The sequence below is a fragment of the uncultured Thiodictyon sp. genome (genome assembly GCA_903837595.1).
Taxonomy (GTDB): Bacteria; Pseudomonadota; Gammaproteobacteria; order Chromatiales; family Chromatiaceae; genus Thiodictyon.
The window spans coordinates 1-15,125 of the sequence record CAILVI010000552.1 but is presented as its reverse complement, the minus strand read 5'-3'; the positions used below and the strand labels follow the sequence as shown (position 1 = coordinate 15,125).

Below are 15,125 nucleotides of genomic sequence, written 5' to 3'. Positions count from 1 at the left end.
CGGGGTCCAGTTCAGTCATGTTTAGCCTCTCTGTTCGATTCGCAATGCCACGATCCGTCGAGGTGCTGGAAGGGCCTCTCACGTCCGGCAGTATACCGAAGAAGGTCACGCCGGCCATGGGCAGGTGCGGCGTCATCCCCTGGGCAGCAAAGCCGACACGACCGGATCAGAAATCTTTTGATAGTCCACCGCGTTGTGCGGATAATCGCCCCTCGATCCAGTCAAACTACAGGATATCGGACGATGACCCCCTTGCGCGGTTTCAGCCCTCCAGGGCGCGGCCTGATCGTCGCCGCCGCCTTCGTGATTGTCATGGCCGGGCTACATGCGGCGGCGGCCATCGTGGCGCCCTTCCTGCTCGCGGTGTTTATCGCCATCGTCGCCACCCCGCCGCTGCGCTGGTTACGCCGTCGCGGGGCACCGAAATGGGGGGCCTTGCTGGTCATCACGTTTGTGCTGCTCGATTTCGGCAGCCTCTTTGCGTTGGCCACCACCGGGGCGCTGGAAGGGTTCCGCGACAGCCTGCCGACCTACCAGGAGCGGCTGGTGGTGCTGACCAATCAGTTCGGCGGTTGGCTGGAGAACGTGGGGATGCCCAACTCCCGCGAGGCGGTCCCGGACATCTTCGACCCGACCCAGGCGATGGCCGTGGTGAAGGTATTGCTGTCCAACGCGAGCGGCTTGTTTGCCGACGGCCTGCTGATCCTGTTCACCGTGATCTTCATCCTGCTGGAGGCCCCCGGCCTGCCCGCCAAGCTGAAGGCGGCCTTCAAGACCACGGACCAGTCGGACGCACGCATCAAGAAGGTGCTGTCCGCCGTGAACCAGTACATGCTGATCAAGACCCTGGCCAGCCTGGCCACGGCGGGGTTCATCTGGATCTGGCTGTGGTTCCTCGGGATCGACTTCGCCGTCCTCTGGGCCATGCTCGCCTTCCTGCTGAACTTCGTGCCCTTTGTCGGCTCCATCCTGATGGCGATTCCAGCGGTCCTGCTGGCCCTGGTGCAGACCGACATCGCGACCACCCTGCTGGTCGCGGCGGGCTATCTGGTTGTCAACACCGCAATCGGCAGCATCCTGGAGCCCAAGATCATGGGCCGGGGGCTCGGCATCTCCACGCTTGCGGTTTTTCTATCGCTGCTCTTCTGGGGCTTCGTGCTGGGGACGGTGGGCGTCTTCCTGTCCGTGCCGCTTACCATGGTGCTCATCATTGCCTTTGAGGCGAGCCCGCTGACCCGCCCCATCGCCATCCTGCTCGGTCCCGACATTGCGTCAGACTCAGTCGCCGTGCCCCAGCCGACGGCGGATCAGCCCCAGGCCGTACCTGGCCAGCAGCGGGAAGAGACCCAGCAGGACCAATGAGCCGATCAACCCCGGCGAGAAGATGTCCGAGAGGCTCTCCACCTCCGCCAGTTGGGTCCCGGCATTCACATAGATGAGGATGCCGGCCAACATGCCGAGCTGCGTCACCCAATAGAAGGTACGGGTCGGGATGGGCGTGAGGCCCATGACCAGGTTGATGATGAAAAAGGGGATGACGGGTATCAGGCGCAGTGACAGTAGATAAAAGGCCCCGTCTTTGGCCATGCCGGCGTTGACCGCGGCCAGCCGCTCGCCGAAATGGCGCTGCACGCTGTCGTGCAGCACGAAACGCGACAGCCAAAAGGCCAGGGTCGCGCCCAGGGCGGCGGCAAAGGAGGCGATCAGCGCACCCTTCCAAAACCCGAACAGGGCACCGCCGACCACCGTCATTAGCGCCGTGATCGGCAGGAACAGGGTCACCAGGATGAAGACGGCCGCATAGCCGCCGGTCACCAACAGGGGGTGTTGCCCATACCAGGCATCAAAGGCGTGGTGGCTCTCCTGGAAGGCCGCGAGCGTCAGGTGTTGGTGCAGACCCAGCGCGAAGAAGGCCAGGATCAGGGCGGCGATGGGGAGCAGCAGGGCGAGTCGTTTCATAATCACACATTACGCCAAACTTTCGGAGGCGAAAAGGGGCTGAACGACGATTAAGGCCCCAACCCTCGCGCGCGCGGCGCGGTCGTCGGTCCGCACAGCGGACCGCGGATTTTAGGGGCGGCTACGGGCGGCCTTGTGCGGCTTGGCGCAGCCCACCCTAAATGCTAAATTGCCAGCCATCCGGGATACGCACTGGCGCCCTGGGCACCCGTCGCCGAGGTCCTGTGCCTGTCCGCACATGCCCGTCTGCACCAAGCCTGTAGACTCTGCCCCCGCCAGGAGGTTCTGATGACCGCTTCCGCGTCAACTTCCGCCCCAGTTGCCGCCGCGCACCGCGAACCGGTGCCCGTCGACTTTGCCTTGCAGGGCGGCGGCGCCCACGGGGCCTTTACCTGGGGGGTCCTGGACCGACTCCTGCAAGAGCCTTGGCTCGCGATCGACGGGCTCTCCGGCACCTCGGCCGGTGCCATGAACGCGGCGGTCTTGAGCGACGGCTATGCCGAAGGTGGGGCCGAGGGTGCGCGGGCCGCCCTGGAGCGCTTTTGGAAGCGGGTGTCGGATGGTGCCCTGTTGAGCCCATTGCGCCGCAGCCCCCTGGATATCCTGATGGGCAGTTGGACGATGGACAACTCGCCGGCCTTCGTCGCCATGGACCTGGCCGCGCGCCTGTTCTCGCCTTATGACCTGAACCCCGGCGGCTTCAATCCATTGCAGGACATCCTGGCCAAGTCCATCGACTTCAAACGGCTGGCGCAATCGCCGATCAAGGTCTTCGTCAATGCCACCAATGTGCGGACCGGGCGCCCGCGCGTGTTCCGCAATGCCGATCTGACGCCCGATGCACTGCTGGCCTCGGCCTGTTTACCCATGATGTTCCAGGCCATCGAGATCGATGGCGATGCCTATTGGGACGGCGGCTTTTCCGGTAACCCCACCATGTCCTCGCTGGTGCGTGAATCCAGTGCCGACGATACGATACTGATCCAGATCAATCCGGTCGAGCGGCCCGGTACCCCGCGCAGCGCCCGCGACATCCTCAATCGCGAGAACGAGATCGCCTTCAATGCCCCCTTGCTCAAGGAATTGCGCATGATGGCCCTGTTGCGCAAGGTGGCCGATCCGGGCCAGAGTGAGGGCGCCCTCTGGGCCTCCATGCGCCTGCACCGCATTGCGAGCCCGGCGATGGTCGATCTGGGCTATTCGTCCAAGCTCAATGCCGAATGGGCCTTCCTGTGCATGTTGCGCGACGAGGGCCGCAAATGCGCCGAGACCTTCCTGGAGCAGCATGGTGCCGACCTCGGGTACCGCGCCACCTTCGATATCGATTATCTGCTGGAAGGAATCTGACGCCATGGGCCTGATTGGAATTTTGCTGGGGCTGGCGCTCCTCATCTGGCTCGCCTATCGCGGCTGGAGCGTCCTGTTATTGACACCGGTTGCGGCCCTGATCGCCGCGCTCTTTGCCGGCGAGCCGCTCCTGGCACACTGGACCCAGACCTTTATGGGCGGTGCGGCCGGCTTCCTGCGGCAGTTCTTCCCCATCTTTCTGCTGGGCGCACTGTTCGGTAAGCTGATGGAGGACAGCGGCTCAGTGCAGTCAATCGCCCGCTTCATGGGTGAGCGCCTCGGCGCACGCCATGCGGTGCTCGCGGTGGTACTGGCGGGGGCCATGGTGACCTATGGCGGCGTCAGCCTCTTCGTCGCCTTTTTCGTGCTGGTCCCCATGGCCCAATCACTGTTCCGGGATGCGAACATACCACGCCGACTGATGCCCGCGGCCATCGCACTCGGGACGTCCACCTTCACCATGTCCGCGCTGCCGGGTACCCCGGCGGTGCAGAACGCCATCCCCATGCCCTTCTTTCACACCACGCCGTTCGCGGCCCCCGGCCTCGGGGTCATCGCCGCGCTGATCATGCTGGGCTTTGGTCTGTGGTGGCTGGGCCGCGGGGTGGCATCGGCCCGCCGCGCCGGGATCGGCTACGGGGGAACCCTGGGCCTGGCGCCAGACGGCACCGCAGACGAGGCGGCCGAAGACCCCGTGGTGCGGGGGCGTGCCACGGTCGCGAGCACTTTCGATCCGGCGGAGATCCATCACGGCCAAGTCAGCGCGAACCTGCCGCCGGTGTTCCTGGCCTTCCTGCCGCTGCTGGTGGTGGTGGGGGTCAACCTGGTCATGAGCCTGCTGGTGCTGCCTCACCTCGACCTCAGCTACCTGGCGCAGGACCGCTGGGGCCCCACCTCGCCGGCCGAGGTCAGCGGGATCTGGTCGGTGGTCGTGGCCCTGACGGCGGCCATCCTGACCTTGCTGGCGCTGAACTGGAAGCGCTTCTCGCGCCTGCGCGAGAGCGTGGATGCGGGCCTGAATGCCTCGGTGCTGCCGGTGGTGAGTGTCGCCTGCCTGGTCGGCTTCGGCTCAGTGGTGGCCGCACTTCCGGCCTTTGAATTGGTCCGCGCCTGGGTGCTGGGGATCGAGGGCGGACCCCTGGTATCGCTTGCAGTCTCGACCAACGTGCTGGCCGCGCTCACCGGCTCGGCCTCGGGCGGACTCACCATCGCGCTGGAGTCACTCGGCGCCCAGTATCTGCAGCTTGCCGCTCAGTATGGGATCGACCCGGCATTGATGCACCGGGTGGCGGTGATTGGCGCCGGGACCCTGGACAGCCTGCCGCACAACGGCGCCGTCGTGACCCTGCTCGCGGTCTGCGGCTCGACCCACAAGGAGAGCTATGTCGATATGGTGATGGTGGCCATCGTCGGTGCCATCATCGCGCTGGTGGCGGTCATTGTGCTCGGAACCCTGTTCGGGTCCTTCTAGTTGACCGTGACAGTCAGGCCGGGACCCGGTGGGAGCGGCTTCAGCCGCGACGCGACCGCACGCGGGGCCGGCTTTTTCGGCTGTTGGCTGCTGCTCGCCGGCCCCGGCTGGTCCAATCCGGCCGCCGTGCCCGCGGTCGACGTCGCGGTGGGGCTGTTGGCCGCCGCCGCGGCCACCTGGGCGAGCGTTCACTTGCTGCCGCCCACCCCGGGGCGGGTCAGGCTCGGCGCCTTGGGACGACTGCTCTTGCGCTTTCTATGGCAATCCATCGTCGGCGGGAGCGATGTGGCGCGGCGCGCCTTTGCCCCGCGATTGTCCCTGCAACCCGGTTATCTGGTCTATCCGGTGCGGACCCCGCCCGGCCCGCGGCGGGCACTCTTCGGCGCACTCACCAGCCTGGTGCCGGGCACCTTGCCGGTGGGGTCCGAGCCCCAGGCGGGCGCAGGATGCGCCCTGGTCTATCACTGCCTCGACCTCCGCCAGCCGGTGGCCGACGGGCTGGCCAAGGACGAGGCGCTCATGATCCAAGGCTGCGGCGAGGATGCGACGGATGTCTGAATTTCTGCTCATCGCCGCGCTCTGCGTGTTGGGGACGGTCGCCCTGGGCCTGGTGGTGATCCTGCGTGGGCCGACCGAGGCGGACCGCCTGTCGGCCGCGCAGTTGCTCGGTACCGGCGGCGTCGCGGCCCTGCTGCTGCTGGGCGTGGCGACCGACACGACGGGGGTCGCTGACCTGGCCCTGGTACTGGCGCTGCTCGCCGCCTTCGCTGCGGTGGCCTTTATCACCCCCTTCGGCACCAATGGCGGGCGCGCGGACCCGGTGGCGCAACCCGATCGACCGCAGGACCCGGAATGACCATCGCCCTCACGCTCTTCACCATCATCACCGTGGCACTGGGTGTCGTGTTTTTCCTGGCCGGCACGGTCGGTCTGCTGCGCTTCCCCGATACCCTGACCCGCCTGCACGCACTGACCAAGGCGGACAACCTGGGCCTGGGCCTGGTGGTACTGGGCCTGCTGCCGCAGGTCGCCTGGCCCTTCGGCGGACTCAAGTTGATCGCGGTCTGGCTGCTCGCCTTGCTGGCCGGGGCGACGGTCGGCCCGCTGCTGGGGCACGCCGCCTGGACTCAGGAGCGCGGCCGGGAGCCGCCCCCATGAGCGTGGCGCTTGCCGCCGATGCCGGTCTGGCCCTGCTGATCCTGGGGCTGGCGGTCTGGACCAGCATCGCCCGCACGGCCGGCGGTGCGGTGATTGGCTTCATGGCCTATGGGCTCCTGGTCGCGCTCGTCTGGGTGCGGCTGGCCGCCGTGGACGTGGCGCTCACGGAGGCGGCACTCGGCAGTGGGCTGACGGGTTTCGTGCTGCTCGGGGCCGCCGCGCGTCTGCCCCGCGACGCACCGGCCGCGCGACCCGGGTGGGGGCTGCGCCTCGCGGCCGGGGTCGTGAGCGCCGCGGTCGCGGCCGGACTCGCGGCCGTCGTCCTGCTGCTGCCGGTGTCGGCGCCGACCCTGGCGCCCGCGGCGACGGCCAACCTGCCGGCACTCGGGCTCGGCAATCCGGTCACCGGCGTGCTGATCGCCTACCGCGCCATCGACACCCTGCTCGAATCCGTGGTGCTGGTGCTCGCCCTGATCGGTTTATGGTCATTGGCCCGGGATGGCGACTGGGGCGGGCGACCGGGCGCGTTGCGCTCGGCCGATCCCAGCCCCGCACTCGTCCTGCTCGCCCAGGTGCTGCCGCCGTTGGGCATCCTGGTGGGCATCTACCTGTTCTGGACCGGGGCCATCGCCCCCGGCGGCGCCTTCCAAGGCGGCACCGTCCTGGCGGCCATGTGGGTGCTGACACTGGTGACCGGGTTGACGCGGCCACCGCGGGTGGGTGGGCGCGGCGTGCGGCTGCTGTTGGTGGCCGGGCCGGCGCTCTTTCTCGCCATCGGGGTGGCCGGCTTCTGGTTGGGCGGGGCCTTCCTGGCCTATCCGGCGGGCTATGCCAAGCCGTTGATCCTGGCCATTGAGGCCGCGCTGACCCTGTCGATCGCGGTGGCCCTGGGGCTGCTGCTCGCGGGTCCGCCCCTGGCGCAGAGCGGACCCCGCGCATGAGCAGCGTGACGCTCTTCGGCCTCTGCGGCGCGGCACTGGTGGGCCTGGGCCTGTTTGGCCTGATCGTCCAGCCCGGGGTGCTGCGCAAGATCCTGGCCTTCAACCTGCTGGGCAGCGGAGTATTGCTGCTGTTCGGGGTCATCGCGCGCCGCGGCGGCGGGGTGGTGGCCGGGAACGGCAGCGATCCGGTGGCCCAGGCACTGATCATCACCGCCCTGGTGGTCGCCTTTGCAGCCACGGTGCTCGCGGTGGCACTGCTGCGGCGGCTGGTACAGGAGACCGGGCGGGATTCTTTGGACAGCGATGGATAGCCTCGCGACCCTCGCGTCGGCGACCTGGGGCGGCCCACTCCTGGTGCTGGCCCTGATGCTGCCGGTAGCCGCCCTGATGCTGGCGTTCGTCCTCGGCGGACGCCACGCGGAGCGGGTGGTGCTGGCCACCCTGCCGATTGGACTCGGGGTGGCGGTCGCCATCGCCGCGGCGATCATCCACCAGGGCGCGGCCTTGCATTATGACCTCGGCGGCTGGGCCCCGCCGCTCGGGGTCTCGCTGCACGCGGATGGGCTCTCCGCCACGCTGCTGCTGACCACGGCGGTGGTGCTCTGCGCCGTTGGGCTTTATGCGCGGGCCGACTTCCGGGTCCCGCCCGGGGTGAGCGAGGCGCGCGCCCCGCTCGCCTTCTGGACCCTGCTGTTGGCGGTCTGGGCGGGACTCAACGCCGTCTTTCTGGGCCAGGACCTGTTCAATCTCTATGTCGCCCTGGAGCTGCTGACCTTCGCCGCGGTGCCCCTGGTGTGTCTGAGCGGCAGCCCGCAGACCATTGCCGCGGCACTGCGCTATCTGCTCTTCGCGCTGATGGGCTCGGTGCTCTATCTGCTCGGCGGGGCGCTGTTCTACGGGGCCTACGGCACCCTGGATATCCCCATGCTGTCGGCCCGGCTGGCGAGTGGGGACCCGATCGCCCCCGCGGCCCTGGCCGCTGCCGCCCTGATGACGGCGGGCCTGCTCGCCAAGACCGCGCTCTTTCCGCTGCACCTGTGGCTGCCGCCCGCCCACGCCGGGGCCCCGGCGGCGGGGAGCGCGGTACTCTCGGCACTGGTGGTCAAGGCGTCCTTCTTTCTGATCCTGCGGCTCTGGTTCGACGTCATGCCGGCGTCGCTCACACACCTGGCGGCGCAGGTCCTCGCCGCCCTGGGCGCCGCGGCGATCCTGTTCGGCGGGGTCCTGGCTCTGCGTCAGGCGCGGCTCAAGATGCTCATCGCCTACTCGACCCTGGCCCAGATCGGTTACCTGTTCCTGGTCTTCCCGCTGGTCGCGAACCCGGCCGCCGCGCCTATTCTGGACCTGGGCCAGACCCCGGGGGCCTGGACGGGCGGGGTGCTGCAACTGGTTTCACACGCCTTCGCCAAGGCCGCCATGTTCATGGCCGCCGGGCTGATCGCAGGCGCACTGGGCCACGATCAACTGCGGGGGCTCGGTGGGATCGGCCGGGTCCTGCCGATGACCGTCTTCGCCTTCGCGCTGGCTGGCCTGTCACTCATGGGGCTGCCGCCGAGCGGCGGCTTCGCGTCGAAGTGGCTGCTCCTCTCCGCCTCCATTGAGACCGGCCAATGGTGGTGGACCCTGGTCATGCTGGCCGGAGGGCTGCTCACCGGTGCCTATCTGTTCCGCGTGCTGGCCCCGGCACTCTCGACCCGCGGCCCGCCCCTGACGCTGGTCAAACCGGTGGAGCGCTCCCGGGAACTGGTGGTGCTGGGACTGGCCTTGTGCTCGGTGGTGCTCGGGTTGGTGCCGTTCTCGTCCTTCGGGTTGGTGCAGATCGGGCGCCTGGGGGCGACCGGGATCGGGCTGCCGTGACCCAGTCCAGTCTGCTCATGGCGGCCTTGGGGACGCCGGTCCTGGCCCTGCTCGCCTGTCTGTGGCGGCCGGTGCGGGAGCGGATGCTCGGCCTGCTGGTCCTGGCGCCGCTGCCGGCCCTGGCGGCGGCGGTCATCGCGCTCGCGGGGGTGGGGGAGGGCGGACGCTGGATGCTGGACCCCGGGCTGCTCCAGATCGGGTTGGTCCTCGATCGGCCCGGCGCTTTGCTGCTGGGGGTTGCGGCACTGTTGTGGGGTGCGGCCGGCGCTTACGCCTGGACCTATCTGCGCGGCAAGCCCAACGGCAGGCGCTTTGCCGTATTCTGGCTGCTGACCCTGACCGGCAGTCTGGGCGTCTTCGTCGCCGCGGACCTGCTGAGCTTCTATCTGACCTTCGCCCTGGTCAGCCTCGCCGCCTGGGGCCTGGTGGCCCACGACGGCACGGTCCGCGCCCGGCGGGCCGGCGTCGTCTACCTGCTGCTCGCGGTCCTGGGGGAGGTCTTCCTGTTGCTGGCCTTCGTCCTGCTGGCGGTGGCCAGCCCGGGCGACAGTCTGGCGATCGGTGCGGTGGTGGCCGCCCTGCCGGGCTCGCCCTGGTGCGGCCCGACGCTTGGCCTCTTGATCGCGGGCTTTGGTCTGAAGGCGGGGCTCGTGCCCCTGCACGTCTGGCTGCCGATCGCCCACCCCGCGGCCCCGATGCCGGCCTCGGCGGTGTTGAGCGGCGTCATCGTCAAGGCCGGCATCATCGGCCTGATCCGTTTCCTGCCCTGGGATGCAGGGCTCGTTGACTGGGGACAGGCGCTGACCGCGATCGGGCTTTGCACCGCCTTCTACGCCGTGGCGATCGGCATCACCCAGGCCAACCCGAAGACGGTGCTCGCCTACTCCACCGCGAGCCAGATGGGGCTCGTGGCAACCGTGTTCGGCCTGGGGCTTGCGGTGGGCGACGGCGCCGCGGTGACGGCGGGGACCTTCTATGCCGCCCATCACCTCCTGGCCAAGGGCGCGCTCTTTCTCGCCGTGGGGGTGGTCGCCGCCACCGACGCCCGGCGACTCTGGCCGGTACTGGCGCCGGCCGGGCTCTTGGCGTTGGGCTTTGGCGGCCTGCCGCTGACCGGGGGCTTTCTCGCCAAGCTGGCGGTCAAGCCGGTGCTCGGGGTTGGCCTGGTCGGGTGGCTTGGGACCCTGTCGGCGATTGGCTCTACGCTCCTGATGGTCCATTTTCTGCACCGAGTCGCCGCCAACCCGGCGCCTGAGGCGGTTGCCTCGGCAGCACCTGGGCTGGTCTGGCCCTGGTGGGTCATGTGTCTCGCCGCGCTGGTGCTGCCCTGGGTCCTGGCCCCGCTCGGCCGGCTCGGACCCTGGTCCGACACCCTGGGTTGGGCCGCGCTGTGGGGCGGGCTCTGGCCGGTCCTGATCGGCGCCGTTCTGGCCCTGGGGCTGCGCCGCTGGGGGGAGCGCCTACCCAAGGTGCCGGAGGGCGACCTCGTGGTGCTCTTCAGCAATGCGGGGCGCGTGGCCGCCGCCTTGGGCGACGCCCTCGAGCGCGCCGATGGTTGGCTGCGGCGGTGGCCGGTCGCCGGGGTGTTGCTGCTGGTCCTGGCGTTGGTCCTGTGGGGCGCCATGCTGGCGGGTACACGATAGTGCAGAAATGAGGTAAGCCATGAATACCCTGAAGCCATCTTCCGAGAAAGAAATCGCTTACGAGGCCTATGCATCGCGACAGGACTTCCTGCGACAGCAGAGCTGCATCGAACGTGAACGGCGCTCCATCCAGCAGGCGTTCGTGGAACAAAGCGCAGCATTTGAGGCCCAGCGGCAGGCACTCGAGGCAATCCAGGCCGAACGCCGGGTAATCCAGGCCGAGCGCCAGGCAATCGAGCTCGAGCGACAGGCTACAAAGGCAGCCCTAGCCGAGGTCGAGCGCCTCAAGGCACTGCCGAAAGACGTCAATCCCCCGGCGGGCTCCTGAGGCAGCGTTTCATCCCGCCCGGTAGCGCACGGCGGCTGAGACGATTGGCGATGCCTTGACGGACCTTGATCATGATGCCGGTCACTGAACCTCAGCGTGCTGGTGACACCCCACCAGCAGGGTCACGCAGGTGTTCGGCGCGCTGCGCCCCGAGGCCCGCGGGTGGAGTCAGGAGCAAGGCTGCGGCGGGGTGTGGTAGCTGTGGGCGACCTATGGTTTTGGGGTCTGGACTTTTTGCGGTCCAGTACATTAGTATCCTAATGCAACCTAGCCCACTACCGGCCCGTGTCGATATAGGACATAGGTAGCCTAATGATAATTTGCTGCCAAATGCCCATAGTTAATCTGCGAAACAAGGGGTTGTTTGATGCGAATATATTTGGACGTATGCGCTTTCAATCGGCCGTTCGATGATCAGAAGCACATCCGCGTGCGCTTGGAGGCGGAAGCCAAATTGTATGTTCAAGGAAAGATAAAGGCGGGCGAAGTTGAGTTGGTGTGGTCATATATACTTGACCTTGAGAACGATCAAAATCCATTTAGGGAAAAGAGGTTAGCGATTGAAGAATGGCGTAAGTACTCCATCGCTTACATCACTGAGTCAGACGAAATTATAGATAAGGCAAATGAGTTTGTAAGAATAGGATTGAAACCGAAAGATGCATTGCATGTATCATCAGCAATCGCAGGAGAAGCCAAGTATTTCATGACAACAGACGACAAGTTGCTTAAGAAAATTGCAGCCGAATCGCAAATTGTAGCCATCAATCCCATAAGTTTAGCGGCAATAATTGATGAACGCATTAACTGATACAGAGCTTAGGGTCCAGGGAGTCAAAGCGCTGATTGACGCGCTCGGCGAAGTAATGGCAGAAAAATTTATTGCCCTGCTAAGTAGAGAGCCGTTTGATTACACGGAGTGGCAGCGCGATTTGTGGCCTGAGATGAGCGTTGAAGAACTTAGCAAGTTAGCAATGTCAAGGCGCGGTCAGACTAAGAGCTCTGGCAGCTAAGAGGGGAAACCGGGGGGATCGGACAGACCACGTTTAATTCTTCGCGCTCTCCACTGCGACTTTGAGCAATTAAATGTGGTCTGTCCCCGATATTCCAGGAGACGGTTAATGACGAGGCAGACACTCAGCAAGAACGTCGAGCGGGAACTCGAAAAATACTACGGAGGGAAGCGGTGCGTTGTTACCAAGGTGGAGTTCTGTGAATATCATCATATCGACGACGATGATACAAATACCAGTTTTGTCAACTTGGTACCCCTTGCAAGCACATTTAATTCGCCGAAGCTACGCGACGCTCGGAAACATCGGAGCAAATCTGTTCCGGTGGTTCTTCCTGCGCAACTGGATCCGCAAGCTCTGCTTCATCAGGCGAACCTTCACTTTTCTCAATGGCATATTTCTCTCGCCTATGGCTGTGCACGGCTAGCGCATTTTGTTGGCATGAATTACCTGGGTTTTGACGAAGAGGCCCGGTTGCCGTTCGCTTGCATGGCAATGTACTTTGCCCGTCACTCAGTAAATTACGCACTAATTCGGGATATTTTGATTCGAGACTTTATTCCAGTCGCGAAATCAGGATGCGTATCATCCGAGATGCGAGTGCTTATAATTCAAGAGCTTGCCGGAATCTTCAGTGAAAACGGTCGACAGAAAGAATCGCTCGGCCTTTATCAGTTGATTCCTGACTCAGTATCAAAAGCAACGCACAATATCTCCTCAGCCAAATACGCTGCACTCTTGCGAAGAAAAGCTACGTCGATTATTGCCGGCAATGGCCCGACAGACGCGAGCGCGTCCTTATTGACTGACGCACGTGGTTCAGACTTGCATTCTGAGAATCTTACAGCAAGCATTGCCAATACCTTGGCGTGGGCATGTCTGGCATCCGGGGATTACAAAGGCGTCGTTGAACTTCTTGAGCCGCTTCGCGAACGCTACGTCAACGCTGTATTCACTGCGAGTGATAGAATCAAACCTATTGCGATTACAGCATGGAATGCTGCTGAAGTGTTTCACAGCTATGCGGTCGCTGCGGCACATCTCGGCAAGAACTATGTGGCAAGATCTAATGAGGCATTGGTTCACGCCGCACAGATTTACAAACATTGTGGTACATACCCATTCGGATTCCGTCCAGACTTTTGGTCCAAAGAAAAGCAGATTCATAAAGTCGCGCACGACCGAGGCGTCGCCACTGTAGACTTTCTCCCTAGAATTCCTGCAGATATAGACGCAACAATAAGCCAACTCGTAAACTGGCTCATATGGTAGGACGGAAAACGGGGGAAAACGGGGACGGGAAAACGGGGACGGCGGGAAAACGGGGACGGACAACGATTGTTCGGTTCGCTCTGAGCGCAATAGGGGGCCGCAATAGAGGGATCTGAGAGGCGCTGGGTTCAGAGAAATACCTGGGGCGGGCAAAGGATCGCACCGAAAGCTTGTTCACCCGAAATTCTCCGGTGCCGTTACGCTGAGCGGAAGGCTCGGGGACGATGTCAAAAAGTATCAAGAAAGGGAAGTCACCACCGCCATTGAGACCGTCACGAAATGAAAGACAGCGACCGATATCACAAGTGGGTGGAGTGGAGCGACGAAGATCAAGTGTACGTCGGCAAATGCCCGGATCTAATTACTGGCATTCATGGGGACGACGCCGTTGCCCTCTACAGTGAGTTATGCTCGGTTGTCGAAGATGTCATCGTCCACTCCAAGTCGGAGGCCCGGAGTCTTCCAGCAGCGAAGGTCCGGCCGATGCGTGAGGTCGCATAGCGGAAATGACCGCGGCGCTTGATGTTGAAAAGCTCGTTCCCGCCTGGCAAGCGCTTAGGTCGGAGGCACCTATTTCCCATATTGAGTCAGGACTTGATTATGAGCTAGCCACGGCCTTCCTCAATAACTTGCTCGATGTCGTCCGAGACGATGCCAGCCACCCTCTTTACTCGCTCGTTTCCGTGGTTGGCGATCTCGTAGAGGCATATGAAATCGATCATGAGCCGATTTAATCAGGCTGGAGTCATTCTTGGCCTTGCCGTCCCGGAATGTATGTGAGCCTGGCTCCGCTTGTTCGGGAAGCCCCGAAGGTTGCTGGATGAAGTACGATGATGAAACTGGTTGGGCCGGGGCACGAACGGGTGATGAACCCTGACACGGCATGCGCTCGGGTGGAATCAACTGTGAAAGTCCATAACTGAAGTCGAGACAAATATGGCCACCGTCGTCAGCAAAGAAGATGCACACAAATTGGTTGATCAGTTGCCTCCAAATGCAACTTGGGACGATCTAATGCATCAAATCTATGTGCGTGAATCCATCGAGAAAGGCTTGGAAGACAGCAAGTCCGGAAGAACAAAAGACGTATCAGATATCAGAAAGAAATATGGACTTTCAGAATGAGAATACACTGGGCAGAAACAGCCCAGGCACATTTGGATGCGATATATGCTTACATAGCGCAAGGCTCTGAGACTTACGCTGCGCACGGTTGATCGCATCACAAGAAGATCACAACAGATTGGAAGTTTTCCTCTATCTGGTCGTAGAGTACCAGAATACGATTTGGATCAGATTCGCGAAGTGTTTTTCGGTCCGTACAGGATCATTTACCACATCAAACCGGATCAAATAGACGTCATCGCTGTAATTCATGGAGCAATGGACGTGCCGCAGGATGGACGCGACTAATACGCTCGTGGCAAATAGGTCAAGTTCGAGCTATTTTTTCTTTGCCGTCCCGCAATTTATTCGAGCTTAGTCCCTTTTGTCGAGTGGTTTTTTGTCGTCAGAAAACTGCGGGAGAAAGGGCTTGTCTATTGATCATAGGGGGAACACGAGCATGCTGTCCGTCACGATTCAAGAAGCACGCGCCACGTTGCCAAACCTCATTCATCGCCTGGCCCCTGGGGAGGTGGTGGTGATTACTGAGAACGACTGCCCAGTCGCGCGACTGGTGAGCGAGTTACCAACGGTGAAGCCGGGCCTGCGCCTTCCGCCTGGTCTTGGCAAGGGGTGTATGTCGATGGCTACCTAAACCCGCCTATAGTTGGTGAATGACGCGGGTAATCGCCAACGAGGGTGGTGAAGACCGGTCGGGTCGCTGGGGGCGCGGGGGGGGGTTGGGGGCCGGGAGGAGAGGGGGGTGTATGGCCGCGCGGCACCATGCGCGGGCGGGTGTTCCCCGCGCGGGAGGTGACAAGGGCCGCACCATGGTCTACAGAATCAGTGCCGTTGAGACAGGTACGGCACTGGCTGCGACCGCCACAGTCTTTCCAGTGCCGTACCCCGGAGCGTGCGTGGCACGTACCGTGGGTAAGTATCGCCCGCTGGTGGGCGACGATCCAGGCTTCATCGGCAGGAGTTGCCGATGCTGGACAGTGCCCGGTTGTTCAACTGCGCCCGCTGTGGTCG

19 protein-coding genes are annotated in these 15,125 nt (G+C 63.8%); 18 read left to right on the top strand and 1 reads right to left on the bottom strand.

Features of this window, described 5'->3' with window-relative positions:
* Nucleotides 1–243 precede the first annotated feature (243 nt).
* Nucleotides 244–1,362 carry an AI-2E family transporter gene (locus QZY44_RS33390; protein WP_295457965.1) on the top strand — a complete coding sequence of 373 codons (1,119 nt, stop codon included), beginning with the start codon at nucleotides 244–246 and terminating at the stop codon, nucleotides 1,360–1,362.
* Here QZY44_RS33390 and QZY44_RS33385 read toward each other — a convergent pair.
* Nucleotides 1,279–1,959 (bottom strand): VTT domain-containing protein, encoded by a 681-nt coding sequence (locus QZY44_RS33385; RefSeq protein WP_295457962.1) that lies wholly within the window; start codon nucleotides 1,957–1,959, stop codon nucleotides 1,279–1,281. The genes QZY44_RS33390 and QZY44_RS33385 overlap by 84 nt on opposite strands.
* A 288-nt stretch (nucleotides 1,960–2,247) precedes the next feature.
* Between QZY44_RS33385 and QZY44_RS33380 the strand changes: the two genes are divergently transcribed.
* The 17 genes from QZY44_RS33380 to QZY44_RS36075 all read left to right on the top strand — a co-directional run bounded on the left by QZY44_RS33380 (nucleotide 2,248) and on the right by QZY44_RS36075 (nucleotide 14,402).
* Nucleotides 2,248–3,306 (top strand): patatin-like phospholipase family protein, encoded by a 1,059-nt coding sequence (locus tag QZY44_RS33380; RefSeq protein WP_295457959.1) that lies wholly within the window; start codon nucleotides 2,248–2,250, stop codon nucleotides 3,304–3,306.
* A gap of 4 nt (nucleotides 3,307–3,310) precedes the next feature.
* Nucleotides 3,311–4,777, top strand: a complete 1,467-nt coding sequence (locus QZY44_RS33375) for a GntP family permease (protein WP_295457957.1) — start codon at nucleotides 3,311–3,313, stop codon at nucleotides 4,775–4,777.
* Nucleotides 4,778–4,783: 6 nt separating this feature from the next.
* Entirely contained in the window at nucleotides 4,784–5,335 is a 552-nt protein-coding gene (locus QZY44_RS33370; RefSeq protein WP_295458000.1) for a Na+/H+ antiporter subunit E, read from the top strand.
* Entirely contained in the window at nucleotides 5,328–5,633 is a 306-nt protein-coding gene (locus tag QZY44_RS33365; protein ID WP_295457954.1) for a monovalent cation/H+ antiporter complex subunit F, read from the top strand. Before QZY44_RS33370 ends, QZY44_RS33365 begins: the two co-directional genes overlap by 8 nt.
* Nucleotides 5,630–5,935 (top strand): monovalent cation/H(+) antiporter subunit G, encoded by a 306-nt coding sequence (locus QZY44_RS33360; RefSeq protein WP_295457951.1) that lies wholly within the window; start codon nucleotides 5,630–5,632, stop codon nucleotides 5,933–5,935. Before QZY44_RS33365 ends, QZY44_RS33360 begins: the two co-directional genes overlap by 4 nt.
* On the top strand, nucleotides 5,932–6,876 hold the full coding sequence (locus QZY44_RS33355) for a hydrogenase subunit MbhD domain-containing protein (protein WP_295457948.1): 945 nt from the start codon (nucleotides 5,932–5,934) through the stop codon (nucleotides 6,874–6,876). The genes QZY44_RS33360 and QZY44_RS33355 overlap by 4 nt, the downstream gene beginning before the upstream one ends.
* Nucleotides 6,873–7,187 carry an NADH-quinone oxidoreductase subunit K gene (locus QZY44_RS33350; protein ID WP_295457946.1) on the top strand — a complete coding sequence of 105 codons (315 nt, stop codon included), beginning with the start codon at nucleotides 6,873–6,875 and terminating at the stop codon, nucleotides 7,185–7,187. Before QZY44_RS33355 ends, QZY44_RS33350 begins: the two co-directional genes overlap by 4 nt.
* The gene (locus tag QZY44_RS33345; protein ID WP_295457944.1) at nucleotides 7,180–8,733 is read left to right on the top strand and encodes a proton-conducting transporter membrane subunit; all 1,554 of its coding nucleotides are present in this window, start codon (nucleotides 7,180–7,182) and stop codon (nucleotides 8,731–8,733) included. Before QZY44_RS33350 ends, QZY44_RS33345 begins: the two co-directional genes overlap by 8 nt.
* Nucleotides 8,730–10,376 (top strand): complex I subunit 5 family protein, encoded by a 1,647-nt coding sequence (locus QZY44_RS33340; RefSeq protein ID WP_295457941.1) that lies wholly within the window; start codon nucleotides 8,730–8,732, stop codon nucleotides 10,374–10,376. Before QZY44_RS33345 ends, QZY44_RS33340 begins: the two co-directional genes overlap by 4 nt.
* A 19-nt stretch (nucleotides 10,377–10,395) precedes the next feature.
* Nucleotides 10,396–10,704: a hypothetical protein gene (locus QZY44_RS33335; protein WP_295457939.1), complete on the top strand. Its 309-nt coding sequence runs from the start codon at nucleotides 10,396–10,398 to the stop codon at nucleotides 10,702–10,704.
* 367 nt (nucleotides 10,705–11,071) lie between these two features.
* Nucleotides 11,072–11,515: a PIN domain-containing protein gene (locus tag QZY44_RS33330; RefSeq protein WP_295457937.1), complete on the top strand. Its 444-nt coding sequence runs from the start codon at nucleotides 11,072–11,074 to the stop codon at nucleotides 11,513–11,515.
* Between the two features lie 310 nt (nucleotides 11,516–11,825).
* The gene (locus QZY44_RS33325; RefSeq protein ID WP_295457934.1) at nucleotides 11,826–12,989 is read left to right on the top strand and encodes a hypothetical protein; all 1,164 of its coding nucleotides are present in this window, start codon (nucleotides 11,826–11,828) and stop codon (nucleotides 12,987–12,989) included.
* Nucleotides 12,990–13,101: 112 nt separating this feature from the next.
* The gene (locus tag QZY44_RS33320; RefSeq protein WP_295457997.1) at nucleotides 13,102–13,272 is read left to right on the top strand and encodes a type II toxin-antitoxin system HicA family toxin; all 171 of its coding nucleotides are present in this window, start codon (nucleotides 13,102–13,104) and stop codon (nucleotides 13,270–13,272) included.
* The gene (locus QZY44_RS33315) at nucleotides 13,269–13,490 is read left to right on the top strand and encodes a pilus assembly protein HicB (protein ID WP_295457932.1); all 222 of its coding nucleotides are present in this window, start codon (nucleotides 13,269–13,271) and stop codon (nucleotides 13,488–13,490) included. The genes QZY44_RS33320 and QZY44_RS33315 overlap by 4 nt, the downstream gene beginning before the upstream one ends.
* 5 nt (nucleotides 13,491–13,495) lie before the next feature.
* Nucleotides 13,496–13,723 (top strand): transcriptional regulator, XRE family protein, encoded by a 228-nt coding sequence (locus QZY44_RS33310; protein ID WP_295457929.1) that lies wholly within the window; start codon nucleotides 13,496–13,498, stop codon nucleotides 13,721–13,723.
* Between the two features lie 202 nt (nucleotides 13,724–13,925).
* On the top strand, nucleotides 13,926–14,114 hold the full coding sequence (locus tag QZY44_RS33305) for a hypothetical protein (RefSeq protein ID WP_295457926.1): 189 nt from the start codon (nucleotides 13,926–13,928) through the stop codon (nucleotides 14,112–14,114).
* Between the two features lie 66 nt (nucleotides 14,115–14,180).
* The gene (locus QZY44_RS36075; RefSeq protein WP_365305819.1) at nucleotides 14,181–14,402 is read left to right on the top strand and encodes a type II toxin-antitoxin system RelE/ParE family toxin; all 222 of its coding nucleotides are present in this window, start codon (nucleotides 14,181–14,183) and stop codon (nucleotides 14,400–14,402) included.
* Nucleotides 14,403–15,125 lie beyond the last annotated feature (723 nt).

Coding starts and splice junctions, on each gene's coding strand:
- QZY44_RS33390 (WP_295457965.1), top strand. CDS start 244: ATGACCCCCTTGCGCGGTTTCAGCCCTCCAGGGCGCGGCCTGATCGTC.
- QZY44_RS33385 (WP_295457962.1), bottom strand. CDS start 1,959: ATGAAACGACTCGCCCTGCTGCTCCCCATCGCCGCCCTGATCCTGGCC.
- QZY44_RS33380 (WP_295457959.1), top strand. CDS start 2,248: ATGACCGCTTCCGCGTCAACTTCCGCCCCAGTTGCCGCCGCGCACCGC.
- QZY44_RS33375 (WP_295457957.1), top strand. CDS start 3,311: ATGGGCCTGATTGGAATTTTGCTGGGGCTGGCGCTCCTCATCTGGCTC.
- QZY44_RS33365 (WP_295457954.1), top strand. CDS start 5,328: ATGTCTGAATTTCTGCTCATCGCCGCGCTCTGCGTGTTGGGGACGGTC.
- QZY44_RS33360 (WP_295457951.1), top strand. CDS start 5,630: ATGACCATCGCCCTCACGCTCTTCACCATCATCACCGTGGCACTGGGT.
- QZY44_RS33355 (WP_295457948.1), top strand. CDS start 5,932: ATGAGCGTGGCGCTTGCCGCCGATGCCGGTCTGGCCCTGCTGATCCTG.
- QZY44_RS33350 (WP_295457946.1), top strand. CDS start 6,873: ATGAGCAGCGTGACGCTCTTCGGCCTCTGCGGCGCGGCACTGGTGGGC.
- QZY44_RS33345 (WP_295457944.1), top strand. CDS start 7,180: ATGGATAGCCTCGCGACCCTCGCGTCGGCGACCTGGGGCGGCCCACTC.
- QZY44_RS33335 (WP_295457939.1), top strand. CDS start 10,396: ATGAATACCCTGAAGCCATCTTCCGAGAAAGAAATCGCTTACGAGGCC.
- QZY44_RS33330 (WP_295457937.1), top strand. CDS start 11,072: ATGCGAATATATTTGGACGTATGCGCTTTCAATCGGCCGTTCGATGAT.
- QZY44_RS33325 (WP_295457934.1), top strand. CDS start 11,826: ATGACGAGGCAGACACTCAGCAAGAACGTCGAGCGGGAACTCGAAAAA.
- QZY44_RS33315 (WP_295457932.1), top strand. CDS start 13,269: ATGAAAGACAGCGACCGATATCACAAGTGGGTGGAGTGGAGCGACGAA.
- QZY44_RS33310 (WP_295457929.1), top strand. CDS start 13,496: ATGACCGCGGCGCTTGATGTTGAAAAGCTCGTTCCCGCCTGGCAAGCG.
- QZY44_RS33305 (WP_295457926.1), top strand. CDS start 13,926: ATGGCCACCGTCGTCAGCAAAGAAGATGCACACAAATTGGTTGATCAG.